We start from the raw sequence: 16,598 nt of genomic DNA on the forward strand, positions 1-16,598 counted from the left end.
GTCGAGGGCATCATCAGAACCCTGGACCATCCCGCCCAGCCCAACCCGGAATGGACCGGCAAACGGCCTGATCCGGGCACCAGCAAAGCGCCGTGGCGGGTCTACAATATCGGCAACCAAAATCCGGTCGAGTTATCGGCTTACATAGAAACCCTGGAAAAAGCCTTGGGCAAAACAGCAGAAAAACAGCTGTTGCCATTGCAGCCCGGGGATGTGCCGGATACCTATGCCGATGTGGAAGCTTTGGTGGAAGATGTGGGGTATAAACCGAATACGCCCATCGAGAAAGGCATTGGGAAATTTGTGGACTGGTATCTGAGCTACAACAACATCTCAGTTGATTAACCAGCGTTTCTCTTGCGAAGATGGCAAGCAAGTAGAAGCAAGGCGGGGCACTATTGATTATTGCACTGATAATCAATAGTGCTAAGGATGAGGCGAGAAATAACTTCCTTGAATTTTATAGAACAACAGGTGTGGGGGCGACTTAAGTCGCCCAGGGCGAATGAATTCGCCCCTACAAGGCCGCTGATTTCGTCGACAAACCTTTTAACAAAATCCTGAAAACGCCTGGTTCGTGAAGTCGCCAGGCGCTGCTCAATTTCGCGCTTAACGCCTTCAGGCTTAATTTAAGGCGCGTCCCAGTTTATAGTTATAGTTTTTATAAAAATCTTTCCCATAACCATAGCCATAACCGTAGTTGTTGCCAAGCGCTCTTTCCGGCAGGTCATTGAGCACGATGCCTTTTACCTGTACTCCTGATTGAGCTAATCGTTTAGTACATTGCTCCAGCTCTTGTTTGGAATGTATGCCGGCTTTAAGAGTGAGCAGTGTCACGCTAGCTAGTCTGCCTACTATGGACGCATCCGTTAAAAGCAGTGAAGGCGGCGTATCGATGATTACATGGTCATACCGTTTGCTAAATACTTCCAGCAACTGTCCGAACCGTTCATGCATTAACAGCTCCGAGGGATTAGGCGGAATGTCGCCTGTGGTAATAAAATCGATATTGCTGGCCTCAATATGACGAATTCCTTTACTTGGCGCTATCACGCCGGAAATTAATTCGGATAACCCTTCTTCTCTTTTGATTCCAAAGGCTTTATTAAGCAGACCTTTGCGCATGTCAGCATCTATTAACAAGACTTTTTTTCCGGCATCAGCCAAAACTATTGCCAAATTAAGGGATACGAATGATTTGCCAACGCCAGGCCTGGGGCCGGTAATCATGATTATATTATTTTTAGCTTCCAGAAAAGCGAAGTGTAACGTGGTGCGCAGACTTCTAAGGCTTTCTATCGCCAGATCATCCTTAAAATCCAGAGCCAAAATTTTGGCTGGACCATTTTTTTGCTTGGCAATTTTGGTTTGTTCAGCACTATGCGGAATAGTCACATAAACAGGAATATTGAGATACTTTTCAATTAAATTGGAGCTGTCAATACCTTTGTTAAGGAATTTCCGTACAAATGTCAGGATAACGCCTATTATTAACCCTGCGATTAAGGAAATCGCAACGATCAATATTTTTTTAGGCTTGATTGGTACTGTGGGCAATATAGCTTCATCAATAATCCGAACATCGCCGACCGCGCCGGCTTTCGCAACTTTCAGCGTTTGCGAATTGTTAAGCAGGCTCATGTAAAGTTCGCTATTGACCTGAACATCTTTTGATAATCGCAAAATAGTCTGTTGAGTCTCCGGCAAGCTCTTTACCTCTCTCTCATATTCAGCGATTTGATTTTGCAGAATATCCATTTGTTTTTGCAGAGCAATAACGGCAGGATATGATTCAGTAAACTTCTGCCGAAGCTCCTCATACTTCTGTTGCAGCAGTGTCAATTGGGTTTTTTTCTCAACCACACCGCTTAAGATGCCTTGGGTTTCCATGGTTAAATCAATCGAACCCTTGTGAGCCTGATAGTTGTTTAAATTGGCCGTGGCTTCCTGCAGTTGATCCTTGATGAATTGGGATTGCTTGTCCAAGAACTCTATTCTTTTCTGGGCTTCCTCCGATTTCTGCTCAACATTTAACCGTACGTAAATATTGGCGATTTCATTAACAATCTTTGCGGCCGCTTGTGGGCTCGGAGATTCCAGCGTTAATTCAAGAATTCCTGTATTTTTAATTTTCTCGGTTACCTCGAACCGCTGTTGCAACTGGCCAATTGCGCTCAATTCCGATTGGCGCATGACTATAAATTGGGTATCCGGTCTGGCTTTTAATTGAGAAACAAATATGGAAATGCTGTCTTGAGTTCCTTCTAGCTGCTGCGTCGCAAATTTACCGACCTCGCCTTCAAGAAGGATTTTTTCCTCGTCCATTAATTTGAAGCGGCCATGTTCACCGGCAACTAAGGTCAATTTCTTATTCAACCAGTCTGATGGAATTTTTAAGGTGTCGACCTGGATAATTTCACCCCCCCAGGCATAGTGGGATTGACCTAATAGCGGGCCGGAAATTTGCTCGGCATTGTTTTGCTGAAAATGTCTTGCAATCGCTTCACCGATAAACGGGAAATATTGGGGCTTGGCAATTATTTCAAGATTAAGATTTTTAACGGCTTCCCCTAATATCATCCTGGATTTGATAATTTCAATTTCCGCCATGATGGGCTTTTTGTTCTCTACCAATCCGGATAATGGTTCCAACTCACCGAGAGACGGCGCGTTTTCCACGATCTGCAGCATGGTATTGCTCTTGTACTCAGGCGTATCAAGAAAAGTTTTAGAGATCCCTATCGTTAATGCAAATAATACTGCAGATATAATTAGCCATTTGCTTTCCATCAGCGTGGCTAATAATTCACCCAAATCAATTTCATCGTTTTCTTCTTCACTGAAAAAACTGGCAGGGGAGGAGCTCTTATTAAATGGTATAGTTGACATTAAATTCGTATTTCTATCTTATGATTTCAAAGTCTATTAAACAGGACTTACGCAGTTTACCCGTTTCACCGTCGAAACAAGCGGTTCTAAAACCTGTGGGGGCGACTTCGCCTAGAGCGCCTACTGTTGGTAGTCGCCCATTTCAGGCCCAAGTGGCGACTGAAGTCGCCCCCACAGGTTTGCGTAAGTCCTGTTAAAAATAGTAGCGAGTTATCTAAATGCGCCGAAATAAAGGCTCTATTTTTAAAAAACGCCAGCTATTCCTAACAAGGCAATAGTCGGTGCAATTTGTAAAACAATCTGATTCCACCGGATACCTTCAGCCCGGTCTACGTAAATCACATCGCGAGGCTGCAGAGGGAAACGATCCGCGAGCAATAACGCATCCGGCGACTTTGCATCTAAATGAAAGATTTCCGGCTTGCCCATGCCGCCTCTAAAGACGAATATCCGCGCAGGATCTGATTTTTCCTGATTCACGCCGCCGGCATCGCTGAGCGCTTCGGTCAAGGTCATGCGGCCCTTGTTCATGAATATACTGCGCGAGCTGCCCTCTGTTTCGCCCAGTACAAAGATTTTGTTGAAGTTGTTATCAGGGACGTTCAACACATCGCCCTGCTTAAGCATGACATTTTGAGAAGTGTCTCCGCCTTCATAAAGGGCGAGAAGATTGATTTTGTAAGTTTTGCCCCCCCGGGTAAGCGTAATATTGCGCATGTCCGCATCGGTCTTGACGCCGCCGGAATTGTTGATCGCTTCAAGGACAGTGAGAGGGATATCCTTCACGGTCTGAATCCCTGGCTGATTGACTTCCCCTACGACATAAACCCGCTGACTTCGATAACTGATCACCCGAACATCCAGTTGCGGGTTTTCAATGTATTGTGATAATTTCTGGATCAGCTCGGCACGGATATCTTCGACGGTTCTTCCCGCGGCTTTTACGACGCCGGCATAAGGGTAAAAAATAGTGCCATCTTCACCGACAACATTTCCTGCCGATTCGGCAGAACGGAATTGGCCGGCCGGAATTGTCAGTTCAGGGTGTTCCCAAACGGTAATGTTAAGAATATCCCTGGGGCCGACGATATATTGCGTATAAGGCTCCTTATCGGGAGTGCCGGGCACGGCATTTGACCCAATCCGGTAATCAAAATAGTGATTGGCAACGTTATTCGGTCCTAAACTGCGATTATTGATGTTTTTTTCTAAATCAACAATAAGCTGCGCCGTAATGGTTTTAATATTGAGTTTTTTAAGCAGCGTTTCATTATTTTCCGTAACCGGTAAATTCACGCTGGATTTATCGGAAAACGGGTTCATATGCATGCCCGGTATAACCGTACATCCGGTGGTAATTAAGACAAGCAGGCTGGAACACAATTTTTGTAACATAATCAGTTTAATTTTTCTTGATGCATGTGAACTTAAATGCATATCTTTACCTGCGCATTGTCATGGTTACAGGTATGCATATTTTTTATTTTATAATAAATAACAATAACTTATAGTTTCTGAATCCATTGAGCCACTCCCTGCTCAATTAATTTCAGCGCCGATTCGAAGACCTTTAGATCCTGTTTGTAAGGATCCGGTATATCAAATCCGCCCCATTCCCCCAATCTGAATACTTTGCCTTTTGCAGTAGGCTCTTCGGCCTCAATAGATGTTTTATGGGACGATTCCATCACCAGAATTAAATCGGACTTCCTGATCATTTCCTTGTTCAGTTGACAGGCCCGATGAAGTGAAATGTCTATGCCTTTGCTTTGCATTAATTGACAAGCCGCAGAATCCGGTTTTTTGCCAACCAGCGCATTAAGACCGGCCGAGCTGACTATGCAGTTTTTTTTATTAATATCATTGAGGGCTTTTCTTAAAAGGCTTTCTGCCATTGGGCTACGGCATATGTTTCCTACGCAGACAACAAGTATATTGCTAAACATGTAATACCTATTTTTGGTTATTATTAATTATGCTGAATACGATTAAATTTTGCTTTTATAAAATAGATATTAGCGGCTTTATATTGTTTTAATAAACAACAATATTATTTAGTTGGGTTGGTCGCATTAATTATTTTTAATACTATTAACTCATGTGAAAAATTGTAAAAAACCTTTTAATGCATTTTTATTAGAAGCTGATGTTACGCACGGTCGGCTTTATCCCGTTTGCCACGCCAATCACCGCTGTTTTAGCATGGCAGGCTGGGTTGATAAACCCCGCATTTGGCGTCTTCCCATCTTCGTAGGGTACGCATCGCGTACCTTGCCGGATTTGCGGTGTGTCGAAAAGCCCTGAACAGGTACGCGATGCGTACCCTACCGTGGATTTCGCCTTGATTTTGCCAAGGTAGCGGAGTAGGCCAGGTTGCCAAACCCAGCGTTTCGGCCACCCATGCCGGGTTTCCGCTAAAGCTACAATCCAGCCTACACAGGCTGTTAAAAGCAAGGAATTCACCTTCGGGTGCGATGAACCCGATTAGATAAAACCGTCGCGTTAGCGATACTTTGCTAAACAGATCTGAATTCAACTTACAGAGCAACATCAGTTAGAAGGTTATAATATGAGCCAGATCGATATATTGAACATCTGTTTATGATCCCAATATTATCGAGGCCAAAGCCAGCCTTGATTAATGCTTGTGGAAGTTGAGAAAATACTAAAGCAGATTGTTGAAATCTGGCTAGGGGAAACTCCTTTGGAATTCTCACAGTTTGGGCAACCAGCTCTACGCCTCTGGCGACACTAGGTCTTGACATTAAGCAGCCAATAATGGCATGGAAAAACATAGAGACATATTATACAAGGATAAATAGGCATTTTGTTTTGGCTAGTCCTCAATTTTTGAAACCGAGATTCCTCTTCAGAAGAGAGATTTTTGATTGGCATTGATTGCAAGCAAATCCATTACCTCTCTAAAACTGCAATCCTTATAATCATAGCTCTCAATTATCAGATTGGTTTTTCTCACCTCTTCAGCCTATGTATAAATGTCTTGCATGCAAAGCGTTTATACAGATACCGGCTAACGGCAACCTAAATAATTGAATTATGCGACTGTGATATTATAGCGAAAAATACAACATATACGCCAATTTTCATTTAAAAGTGATAGATTTGACAAATATGGGCGCCACTCAAAGTTGAGCATGATAAAAGGCATTGAATAGCTGATGTTCCGCATCAGCTGAATTGAGACGGGCTTAAAAAGTACCGTCAATGCGACGGATTCTCTGAATCTATCTGTAGGGTCGAATTCATTCGACCCGAAACGCTTGCAGTAAAGCGACAGTGCGAATGAATTCGCACCTACACAAGCGCATCACTATTCAGCCGACGAGGCCACTGTGAGGATCGGTTTAACAACTTAACCTGCAAGCCGTCTGGCTGCGGCGAATTTCTGCTCGATTGAAAGACATGCAAGAAACATCGCATGCCAGTTAAAGAAAAGCGCCCTTGCTGAGCATGATGCAATATTGGAGGATAAGCCATCCTTCAAATGCCGGAAAATGCTCCAAACGCCGGACGGGATATTTATCCCGTCCGTAACATTCGGGCATGTTCCAAAAAGGCAGGCTTGCCAGTTTGTCCCGAACGTTTCAAACCGACTTCATGGCTTCGGTAAAACGTTCGGACGGGTTTAAAAACCCGTCCGGCGGAAGTTTCAACATAGCGCGACTGCCTTGGTTGCAGCGAATTTCTGCTCGATTGAAAGGCATGCAAGGAAACATCGCATGCCCGTTAAAGAAAAGCGCCCTTGCTGAGCATGATGCAATATAGAGGATAAGCCATCCTTCAAATGCCGGAAAATGCTCAGCAAGCTCCTGCCCAATAATGCAGCTTCAGTTTGACTGCGCTGTTTGCCGTGACAGAATGTCCTGAATAGCCTTCAGGTATTTCTCGATGACAATCCGTTCGTCAAACTGGCGTTCCATTTTTTCACGGCCGCGCTGCCCCATTTCACGCCGCTGCTCATCGCTGAGCGACAGCATAAGCTCCATTTTTTCTGCCAAGTCCCCGGCATCGCGCAGTTTGCAAAGAAAGCCGTTGCGCCCGTCATCAACCACTTCGCGGCAGCCTACTGCATCAGTGGTGATGATAGGCCGGCCCATGGCGGCGGCTTCCAATAAAGCACGCGGCGTGCCTTCTCTATAGGAGGGCAGAACAACACAATCCGCCGCTGCTATTTCAGGGCGCACGTCATTGCTTACTCCAAGATAATTCACAATCCCTTCCTCTACCCATGAATCCATTTGTTCACGGGAAATCGCAGCGGGATTTTGGACATCCACAAACCCAAGCAAGCAACACTCAGCCTGCGGCCAGCGTTTGCGTATTATTCTAGCCGCTTCAACATATTCCCCAACGCCTTTGTCCCATAACATTCTGGCAATCAACAAGAAACGGAATTTCCGATCTGTGCCGGTTAGAGAATGGCTCGGAGCTACCGAAAATTTAGTCAAATCAATGCCGGAACCCGGCAAAAGATCCGTGATTTCAGCCCGAACCAGTCCGCCCGTCGTGAATAATTGGCGGTCATCATCGTTCTGGAAAAATACTTTCGCCGAACGGCCCAGGGCTAAGCGATAAAGTCTGCGGACAAGTTTGACAAGCCATCCGTCTCTGATGAATACAGCCCCAAGGCCTGCAATATTATTAATAACAGGGATGCCGAGCGCACGAGCAGCCAGTGATCCGAACACGTTCGGCTTGACGGTGTAACCCAGATAGACATTGGGCCGCTCACGCATAAACAAGCGCAAGAAGCGCCAAAACAGCAAGGCGTCACGGCCTGGATGCGTGCCTTGGTTATCCATTTCTAACGGCAAATATCGACAGCCAAGATCAGGAAGCTGTAAGGCGTGATCGTCGTAGGGCGCTACGGCGACGACTTCATAGCCTTCTGCAGCCAGGGCGCGAATGAGGCCAGCACGGAAATTTAGTAAATTCCAGGCTGTGTTGAGCGAAATCAGAATTTTCATTAGCCCTTCTTAAATTTTAACCAAACGATGAGCTTAAAATTGCAAAAATGAACTTGATAGGAAGTATGCATTTATAACAGGTGTTATCGACCACCAACCGGAGCGATCAATATGCAACAAAAATAAAATGCATGGATGTCTTACATATAAAACATCTCAGCGATGTTGATTGATGGCGGATTGAAATAATTAAATTATGCGACTGTCCGCATATTATAAAGACAAATATAATAAATTTGTCAAATATGGTTAAAATTGATAAATATAATAATTAATGTCGATAGAAGTTAAGAGGACAATGTCGACTGCGCATTGCGATGAAGAAAGAAACCATGAATGGTATATTCAGTGTGGAAGCGATGCTATGACGTAAACACACTTAATCATTTCCAGCCAAACTGTTTCCAGGGTAGCTGGATCCGACCACCAGTGATTTCCAGGAGAAAGCAAAAAATTATAATCGTCAGAACTTATTACAGTAAATGAAACGTTGCTATGTTTAAACTCATTCGAAAAAGTTAACGAAACCCGACGTGTATGATAGGGATCGGTAACGACCAAAAGGGATTTAATGCCATGCTTAAGGCAATAGGCCTTAACTATGCTAGCATCGGTAAAAGTAGAAGTTGAGCCCGCGAGAATAACAACATTTTTACCATCTAATACGCAATCTTTACAACCATTATGAGTAACATGCGCCCAAGCGCTGGTTTCTTTATCGATTAGTAATAATCGATGAGCAAAGCCCTGATCATACAGATTGAGCCCTTTGCGTAAGCGACTTCCTGGGTCACCGCCCAAGATAACAATCATGTCAGCGTTAACCGGTCTGTTCTCAACTACCAGCCAGTAACCAATATGTAATAAAAAGTAAGCCGCTATAACACAGACTAATACAGTTCCTAAACAAAAACTGACAATAAATTTAAATCCTTTGCAATGCTTACTTGCTGGATACATCAATATAATGTTAATTCACTCAGTAGTGGGTGATTCAATTGTTTAAAAATTTTAAACATATAAGATATTCATATAATTAAATGCTCAAAACGGGGTCAAATTGAGCCTTTTGATGAATACAGCAAGCGAAGCAAGACCAGTGAATCAATAAGCATTCAACAATCAAAAATTAATGTTCAACTTCCAGCCACGCCTGAAACATCAATATATTCCAGAGCAAAACTTGCCCATTGCGTTTGCCTGAGAGATGTTCCCGCCATAGCTCACGTACAAACGGCACATTAAAAAAACCTTCCTGCTGGAGACGATTTTCATCTAATAAACCTTCAGCCCAGCCCCGAAGCGGCCCCCGCAGCCATTCACCCAGAGGGATGCCGAAACCCGTTTTGGGTCTTTCGATAAGCTGTTTGGGTACATACTGGTACAGTACCTGTCGTAGTAACCATTTAGTTTGACCGTCACGAAACTTCATCGATAAGGGCAGCGACCAAGCCAACTCAATGATATTCTGATCAAGAAAGGGCACCCGTGTTTCTAAACTGACAGCCATTGCAGCACGGTCAACCTTGGTCAAAATATCGCCGGGTAAATACGTCATGCCATCCAGATACATCATGTGCAACTTGGCATCAGAAAATGACATGTTGAGTCCGGATTTAACAAGCCAGGTTAAAGGTTCTTTAGCGTTAATAAGCGCTTGTTCCGGATGCTTAATTTCAGATATCAGGCTATAGTACAAATCTTCAACACGATCTGCCGACTCTAGCCGTATCGCCAGTTTGTCGAGTTTTTGGCTCATATTGGCAGGTAAAGCCACAACTTTGCCGATTTGCTGAAAGATGCCTTCCCATGCAGCTGGCCCTATCTTGCTTATCAAGCGGCCTGTCGCTTGCCTAATCCCGAAGGGCACTTTGGAAACCTTCCCCCATTGATCAGCCAGTATATAACGGTTATAGCCGCAAAACAGCTCGTCTCCCGCATCGCCGGATAAAGATACCGTGACATGTTGGCGCGCCATTTGCGCTACTAAAAAGGTAGGGATTTGAGAAGAATCGGCGAAAGGCTCATCATACATACTTCCAAGCTTGGGTATGACTTGCATGCTGTCAGCCGGCGAAACGTAAAGTTCCGTATGGTCTGTTCTAAGATGAGCGGCGACGGCCTGGGCATATTCGGCTTCGTTATAGCCCGCCTCAGAAAAGCCGATCGAAAAAGTCTTGACCGGACGATTAGATTGCGCTTGCATCAACGCAACAATAGTCGATGAATCGATTCCACCTGACAAAAAAGCACCCAAAGGCACATCCGCCATCATTTGCAGGCCAATGGACTGCTTCAATTGCGCATCCAGGGCCGCGATGGCTTCCGTGTCCGAGCCTGCAAAAGGTTGCGCAAGCCCCTTCTCGACAACCTCTTCCAAACGCCAGTATGCTTTTGGCGTTGGTATAGTTAACGGACTGAAATCCTGATTAAGCGGAAGCTGAAGATAGGAGCCAGGCAGCAGTTTATGAATGCCTTTATAAATGGAATAGGGCGCCGGTATATAGCAATGCCTAAGATAGAGGCAAATCACATCACGGTCAATTTCACCGACAAAATCAGGATGCGCTTTAAGGGCTTTCAATTCTGAACCAAACAGAAAAGTGCTATTTTGAAAGCCATAGTAAAGCGGCTTCTCACCCATTCTATCTCGAGCCAATGTTAGCAGCTTCTCCTGTTTATCCCACAAGGCAATGGCAAACATACCCACTGTAGCCTTCAAAGTTTTTTCTATACCCCAAGCTACAAAGCATGCCAATAAGGTTTCAGTATCGGCATGACCTCGCCAAGTAGGTGCTACCTGTTGTTTTTCCAGTTTTGCGCGAAGATCAAGGTGATTGTAAATCTCGCCATTAAAAGCAATCACATAGCGGCCACATGAGGATAACATTGGTTGATGACCTGCGGGAGAAAGATCGAGAATTGAAAGGCGACGGTGGCCTAATGCTAAGTCGCTATTTTTCTCGAGCCAGATGCCTGAGGCATCAGGTCCGCGGTGGTAGAGAGCAGCAGTCATAGAATGAATGACATCGCTCGAAACGGATCTTTTGGTGGAGAAAAAACCAGTAATACCGCACATATCTTATTTGGATAGTTTATCTTGATACAATTGCAGCCACTTTTCGGCAACTACATCCAGGGAATAAAGAGACTCAACACGCGCTCTAGCAAGTCTTCCTAGTTTTTGGCGCTCAATTATCGGTAATTGAATGGCTTTATTAAGAGCTTCTTCAAGAGCAGCGCTGTTACATGCAGGAACAAGAAAGCCTGCGTCACCAATTACTTCTTTAACTCCACCGCAATCAGTCGCAACCACCACACGCTCAGAAGCCATAGCCTCACCAACGACTAAACCAAAACCTTCCCATGCAGAGGAGAGCACAAACACATCACAGGCCGACATTAGAGCTGGCACATCATGACGAATACCTAGAAAACTGATTTTATCAGCAATCCCCAAGGCTGCGGCCATATTTTCCAAGTAAGATTTAAGTGGGCCATCACCAGCAATTAAAAGCTTTGTGTCACTGGCTTTGAATACAAGTGAAGAAAAAGCTTTCAAGAGATTTGGATAGTCTTTTGGTTCATACAATCGGCCTACAGCCAGAATAAGCTGGCATTCATCAGAAATGTCAAGCTGACGTCGCATCTCTGATCTGGCTGAAGGAGAAAAAGAAAAATCCTGGATGGGTATCCCATTGTGCATGGCAATCATGCGCCCGGGCTTCACAGCTTTCTGTTCGATGAAAACATTAACTGCTTCATCACTAACATTCGTTGAAATATCTGCCAACCGGTCGGTCAGCCGATAAGCTGACATGCGAAAGCGGCCTTCCTCGTTAGTGTTGTGTGCACTGCTGATGAGTCTTGGAATGGGCACTATAAGCCGCAGAATGCGCACTGGAATATTGGCATGCACCAAATGACTATTCACCACATCAGGCTTAAAATCTCGTACTAGACTGCGGAGTTTTATAAATGCAGGTAAAAAAGATACAGGGTTCTTGGTAAGGCCAATCTTTATAACACGGACACGCGGATCATTGGGTAATAATTTTGCTTCACCATATAGATAAGCAAGACAGACTTCATGGTCAGCCTGCGCAAAGCAGTCAGCAAGATTAGTTACCAAGCGTTCAGCCCCGCCTACGCCAAGTTCTGTTATTACAAGAAGAATCTTCACAAAATTAAAGCCTTAAATAAAAAATGTATCTACATCAAATCAAATTATCCATCGCCCAACAATGATTTAGCCTGACATACCCTAGAGCCATATTGCCCAGATTGCGGCTGTTATTAGTTGCAAGTCGATATGTAATTATCTGATAACAAGCGGTATAAAATTCGAGTCAAGGCCCCGCTGTCTCAAGTCGCGGCAGATTGTAGGAAGTCAGCAAGATCTATTTGTTCCTGGCCAATTGTATCGAGACAATAGAAGTAATTTTATTTATATCCTAAATGACAAATAAGAACGAGTCGATAAATGTGCTGCTGCGCCCTTACCAATTAACTTCTCACGCCAGAATCCAGTAGCCAATAGATTTATCATTGGATGACAAACCGGTCACACAAGAACATTATCCAGCCGGGCAATGCAAATATGCGAGATGCTCGAAATTCCGATATGGCGATTTTATGTTGGCTATTTGCATGATGCCGGTAGCGCCACCAATTCATTGACGCCCTTACTCGCAAGCGCCAAGGCAGAATCGATTCCAACATTGCGGCATATACCTCCATAGCACTGCATGGAGAGCTAGCTCTAATGCACCGACTGCTGGCTGATAGTCCCTCTGACTGATAGATACATTCTATCCATGGGCTATTGATGAACAATGTTAGGTGAGTCCGATCAAGATGGTACCAAAGCCAGCCTTCAGCCATGAAACGTTCGCCTGGTATATCCGGGAACGGATGCATTTGGAGAGCTGTTCTACGTATTACCTCGGCTGTATCAATCGGGTGTTGAGAACGCAGCCATTCAGAATGACTACAAGGATTAGTTGGCATTTCGAAACTATACTCTATGCCAAGCTCCGGGAATTGTCTCAAGGCACGCACGAGTCCGATGCGAGGGTCATTATTAACCAAGCAAATGGTTTCTAACACTTGATTGATTGATCCATTGACCAAGTAATCGTCACTGTCGACTATCATGACCCAATCACCGTAAGCCCGCTCCGCAGCCAAATTAATTGCGCGATGCTTGCCACCGTTCTTGACAAGCATGAACCTGATCAAGTCCGGGCGCTTGTCAGCAAATTCCGCCAAAACTGCTTCAGTGTTATCCGTAGATCCATCATCAATCACCAGCCACTCAATTGGGTCATCTGGATGAACCTGTGAACAGATTGAATCGAACACTCGAGGTAGCAGATTGGCTCGATTGTAAGCCGGAGTGAAAATTGTCAGTAATACTTTCTTGCCTTGTGTCTGACTCATCACCATCCCTCCGGCATGCGGATAAATGAACCAGTATAAAGTTGCAACATTATTACGTTGATCAACATGATTGTTCCAACAAAATATACCAATATTTTTCGGCTGCGCGTTTCTATGACTTGGAGCAATATTACTAGCGGCAATAGAAACCAGGAAAAGGCGGAAAATCGGTCAGCGAATGGCACAAAAGAAAACAAATGGTAAATAATATTGAGGCTTAAATAGAGCGACAACCACCAGCCAGATCCCATGTAACTGAAGATGGGTGCTTTTTTTCGCAACAGCCATCCGGTAATCAGTGGCAACAACGAGAAGAGAAAAAAATCAGCGCGAAAGCCAGTTCGATAAGCTATCTCCTCATTATTATTGAAGTAAATTTCATGCGTCTGGCGAAGTGAAATTAGTTCTGGAAGAGCTGACATAATTGATTCATTAAGGCCACTAGCCGACAAGCCAACAGCCACGAACAGCAGGCCCAGCACGAGCGCCCAGCGCATTCGGCCACTTGAAACAGATTGACACATTGCTTGATGTAAAACAGTAACCCCAACGCCCAGCCATGCCCCGGAATGCCAAAATGGAGCTAGCAGAAGCCAAGCCCATGCCGTTAGCTTTTGTTGGCGGAAGCCAACAAAAGCCATTAGCAGGAACACGAGGGAGAGTCCTTGGCGTAGTCCACTCGAAGCATATGCAATGAAGAAGGGGTAACCCATATAGCACATCAGAAGGATTGATGCGCCGATTGGTCCGGCAAGCTTGTAAACCGACAGCAGGAACATACCGATGAAGATCAGGAGCGTAGCACCGAATAGCAACCATTGGCTATCACCCAACTGGCCGGTCGTCCAGTTGAGTAATACATAAAGTGGATCTGATTCGCTCTGATAGTTGAACGCGTCCTGTAACTCCATATTGCGCAATACAAGAAAATATTGGTAATAACGCCACGAGTCACCTATCACTGGGCGCAGTAATAGAGCTAGAAATATTAAGGTCGTGGTTATGCCGGCAGTGAGCACGAGGCCAGAGCGAGCATATGCATCCCGCCTTTCCAAAAAATGCACAACAAACGACAAGCTCAGCAAGGCATACGGAATCAGCAGGAAGTGCATTCTATAGCATCCAGTTCTGCATTGAGAGGTAACATTGCCGCCGCATGCCGGCCAGCCACGAGACCTCGAAGTGTAGCTAGCAATGGGCGTAGGGATAGATCCAGTCGACTGTAGGAAAGGCCAAGCATCAGTAGTCGTAATAGCGCAGTTGGTTGATGCCACGGTTTGAGGTGTCTAAAAATCAATATGCTGCGGTTGTGTGCCAAGCCGAACATATATTTTGGCCAATCCTTTGTGACACGACATCCTCCCATCGGCGCTGCAAGATGCAGCAACCTCGCCGATGGTTCGAACCAGGTACGCTTGCCAGCTTTATAAAGGCGAAGCGCGAGTTCGGATTCCTCATAAAGCGCAGCACCAATACTGAGTACTTCGTCAAGCCCTCCGACAGTGTCAAGTGCTGATCGGCGGACAGAGAAGTTACAGCCTTTCCCGTGAATGCACCAGCTTGCTGTGGTGGCACAAAAGTTAGCTATTGGCGTAGCAGTCCACCAGTTGAATGAACCGGTTGGTAGATGGCTGGGTTTGTCGCCTGCTTCGTCAATTCCGCCTGCGACCATGTCGGCCCCTGTCTTGACATGACTCTCAAAATGAGATCGCACAAGATCTGTCCCCGTCCTGATATCATCATCGATATATAGCACCACATCTTTCGCAGCGTGTCGCCATCCAAAATTGCGAGCTTGTGGAAGTCCCTTGAAATTGGCCTTGAAATAACGGATACGCGGTTGATCGATTTGTTTTATCAGATCCAGAACTTCTGCATTGATTTCATCTGATTGATCAACGATAAGTATCTCGTAATCATCAAACTGCTGATTTAACATATCACGCACAGTCTCAACCAGTACTGCGGCGCGATTGATGGTTGGAATCACGACGCTGACACCGCGAAGAGAATTTTTTTCAGGCATTTTTAATATCCAATACGCTCAACAATTTCGATACATAAAGCTCCCAAGACCCTTTGGTCAACGCACGTTGTCTACCGCGCAAGCCCTGTTCCTTGAATGGCAAAATATCTATACTCAGACGTTCCAGGTGCAATCGAAGGGCGCTCACATCGTCTTGTTCAATCAACCATCCTCCTTCGCCTTCCTCCACGGCGTCAGGAATTCCTCCTACTCGGGTGCCAATGACTGGCACCCCGGCAGCCTGGGCTTCCAGAAATACCATGCCGAATCCCTCTACACCGCGTGCCTGAGGGTCTTCCTTTGTGCATAACACAAACAAGTCAGCGCAACCGTATAGCGTGGGCAAGTTTTCATCTGCCACGAATCCAAGCCAGGTTATTGAATTGCTTAGTCCGAGAGAAGCCGCTAGTGCTTTCAACGAGTCAAGATGCGATCCACGGCCAGCCACTACATAATGCAATGTTTCTCGTCGCTCCGCCGGCATTTGCGCCAGCGCGTTAAGTACCACATCGTGACCTTTATAGGCATCCATACGCGATACGCTGAGAATGATTCGACGATCTGTAGGCAACTGAAACTGTTGTTTCGCCAAGAGCTCATTTTCGACAGGTTTGAAACGGGCAGCATCGACACCCGGTGTGATCACTATGGTGTTGGCTTCTGGACTGATAGCTTGAACCAGATGTTCGGTATAGCGACTGTTGCAGATTACAGAGCGAGCCGATGATAGCGTCTTACGCCGCAGCCAGTTTTTGACGAAGTAACGTAGTCCGTCAGGATAGGGCATCACTTCGTTACCATGCGCCATCAATATGCTGTTTGTGCGGCGTGCCAAATAAGCAAGTGCTCCTTCAGGACTCCACACTGTTGGCAATACTGGAATGCCGGAAGGCAGTCTTCGTAAGTAGACAAATGTGGCAATGTCACGCTGCAGCTTGGAACGCGATACCTCTTGTGTGGAAATTTGAGGGCGGGTGAGACCAGGACGTCCGTCTGCTGCAAGCGTCAGCACTTCGATCTGACGACCACGTCGAGACAACTCATTGACAACAGTGCTGACAAGGCGACTAATGCCTCCATCATTGGGAGGATAGTCATAACTTAGTATGGATAATCTAGGCATCAATTTTTGTTATAAGGCTTTGACTTTATTGTTTGAATTGCTCTATTAATAACTGCCCCTCATCAATTAGGGCAACATATGAGCGAGAAATATTTCCTCGGCGGATAGTCGTAACTAAACGTCAAATATG

General features: G+C 45.3%; 11 protein-coding genes and 1 pseudogene. 1 reads left to right on the forward strand and 11 read right to left on the reverse strand.

Annotated elements, in window-relative coordinates:
- Window positions 1-345: pseudogene (locus V2P20_RS12745) on the forward strand (capsular biosynthesis protein CpsI); the annotation flags it as partial.
- A 279-nt stretch (window positions 346-624) separates the two neighbouring features.
- Here the strand turns inward: V2P20_RS12745 and V2P20_RS12750 are convergent.
- The 11 genes from V2P20_RS12750 to V2P20_RS12800 form a co-directional block, all read right to left on the reverse strand.
- Window positions 625-2,889 carry a polysaccharide biosynthesis tyrosine autokinase gene (locus V2P20_RS12750; RefSeq protein ID WP_331818878.1) on the reverse strand — a complete coding sequence of 755 codons (2,265 nt, stop codon included), beginning with the start codon at window positions 2,887-2,889 and terminating at the stop codon, window positions 625-627.
- 243 nt (window positions 2,890-3,132) lie between these two features.
- Window positions 3,133-4,218 carry a polysaccharide export protein gene (locus tag V2P20_RS12755; RefSeq protein WP_331818880.1) on the reverse strand — a complete coding sequence of 362 codons (1,086 nt, stop codon included), beginning with the start codon at window positions 4,216-4,218 and terminating at the stop codon, window positions 3,133-3,135.
- A 176-nt stretch (window positions 4,219-4,394) separates the two neighbouring features.
- The gene (locus tag V2P20_RS12760; protein ID WP_331818882.1) at window positions 4,395-4,835 is read right to left on the reverse strand and encodes a low molecular weight protein-tyrosine-phosphatase; all 441 of its coding nucleotides are present in this window, start codon (window positions 4,833-4,835) and stop codon (window positions 4,395-4,397) included.
- 1,902 nt (window positions 4,836-6,737) lie between these two features.
- Window positions 6,738-7,877, reverse strand: a complete 1,140-nt coding sequence (locus V2P20_RS12765) for a glycosyltransferase family 4 protein (protein ID WP_331818884.1) — start codon at window positions 7,875-7,877, stop codon at window positions 6,738-6,740.
- Between the two features lie 345 nt (window positions 7,878-8,222).
- Window positions 8,223-8,837, reverse strand: a complete 615-nt coding sequence (locus tag V2P20_RS12770) for an ElyC/SanA/YdcF family protein (RefSeq protein ID WP_331818886.1) — start codon at window positions 8,835-8,837, stop codon at window positions 8,223-8,225.
- Between the two features lie 169 nt (window positions 8,838-9,006).
- On the reverse strand, window positions 9,007-10,956 hold the full coding sequence (asnB, locus tag V2P20_RS12775) for an asparagine synthase (glutamine-hydrolyzing) (RefSeq protein ID WP_331818888.1): 1,950 nt from the start codon (window positions 10,954-10,956) through the stop codon (window positions 9,007-9,009).
- Between the two features lie 3 nt (window positions 10,957-10,959).
- Complete coding sequence (locus V2P20_RS12780) at window positions 10,960-12,060, reverse strand: glycosyltransferase (protein WP_331818890.1); 1,101 nt, start codon at window positions 12,058-12,060, stop codon at window positions 10,960-10,962.
- Window positions 12,061-12,422: 362 nt separating this feature from the next.
- On the reverse strand, window positions 12,423-13,319 hold the full coding sequence (locus tag V2P20_RS12785) for a glycosyltransferase family A protein (RefSeq protein WP_331818892.1): 897 nt from the start codon (window positions 13,317-13,319) through the stop codon (window positions 12,423-12,425).
- Window positions 13,319-14,431, reverse strand: coding sequence for an EpsG family protein (locus tag V2P20_RS12790; RefSeq protein WP_331818894.1), 1,113 nt, complete (start codon window positions 14,429-14,431; stop codon window positions 13,319-13,321). The genes V2P20_RS12785 and V2P20_RS12790 overlap by 1 nt, the downstream gene beginning before the upstream one ends.
- On the reverse strand, window positions 14,416-15,345 hold the full coding sequence (locus tag V2P20_RS12795; RefSeq protein WP_331818896.1) for a glycosyltransferase family 2 protein: 930 nt from the start codon (window positions 15,343-15,345) through the stop codon (window positions 14,416-14,418). The genes V2P20_RS12790 and V2P20_RS12795 overlap by 16 nt, the downstream gene beginning before the upstream one ends.
- The gene (locus V2P20_RS12800; RefSeq protein ID WP_331818897.1) at window positions 15,338-16,468 is read right to left on the reverse strand and encodes a glycosyltransferase family 4 protein; all 1,131 of its coding nucleotides are present in this window, start codon (window positions 16,466-16,468) and stop codon (window positions 15,338-15,340) included. The genes V2P20_RS12795 and V2P20_RS12800 overlap by 8 nt, the downstream gene beginning before the upstream one ends.
- Between the last annotated feature and the right edge of the window lie 130 nt (window positions 16,469-16,598).

It is taken from the genome of Methylobacter sp. Wu1 (assembly GCF_036553575.1).
GTDB lineage: Bacteria > Pseudomonadota > Gammaproteobacteria > Methylococcales > Methylomonadaceae > Methylobacter.

Coding starts and splice junctions, on each gene's coding strand:
- V2P20_RS12755 (WP_331818880.1), bottom strand. CDS start 4,218: ATGCATATGAACCCGTTTTCCGATAAATCCAGCGTGAATTTACCGGTT.
- V2P20_RS12765 (WP_331818884.1), bottom strand. CDS start 7,877: ATGAAAATTCTGATTTCGCTCAACACAGCCTGGAATTTACTAAATTTC.
- V2P20_RS12800 (WP_331818897.1), bottom strand. CDS start 16,468: ATGCCTAGATTATCCATACTAAGTTATGACTATCCTCCCAATGATGGA.
- V2P20_RS12770 (WP_331818886.1), bottom strand. CDS start 8,837: ATGTATCCAGCAAGTAAGCATTGCAAAGGATTTAAATTTATTGTCAGT.
- V2P20_RS12795 (WP_331818896.1), bottom strand. CDS start 15,345: ATGCCTGAAAAAAATTCTCTTCGCGGTGTCAGCGTCGTGATTCCAACC.
- V2P20_RS12750 (WP_331818878.1), bottom strand. CDS start 2,889: ATGTCAACTATACCATTTAATAAGAGCTCCTCCCCTGCCAGTTTTTTC.
- V2P20_RS12760 (WP_331818882.1), bottom strand. CDS start 4,835: ATGTTTAGCAATATACTTGTTGTCTGCGTAGGAAACATATGCCGTAGC.
- asnB (WP_331818888.1), bottom strand. CDS start 10,956: ATGTGCGGTATTACTGGTTTTTTCTCCACCAAAAGATCCGTTTCGAGC.
- V2P20_RS12785 (WP_331818892.1), bottom strand. CDS start 13,319: ATGAGTCAGACACAAGGCAAGAAAGTATTACTGACAATTTTCACTCCG.
- V2P20_RS12790 (WP_331818894.1), bottom strand. CDS start 14,431: ATGCACTTCCTGCTGATTCCGTATGCCTTGCTGAGCTTGTCGTTTGTT.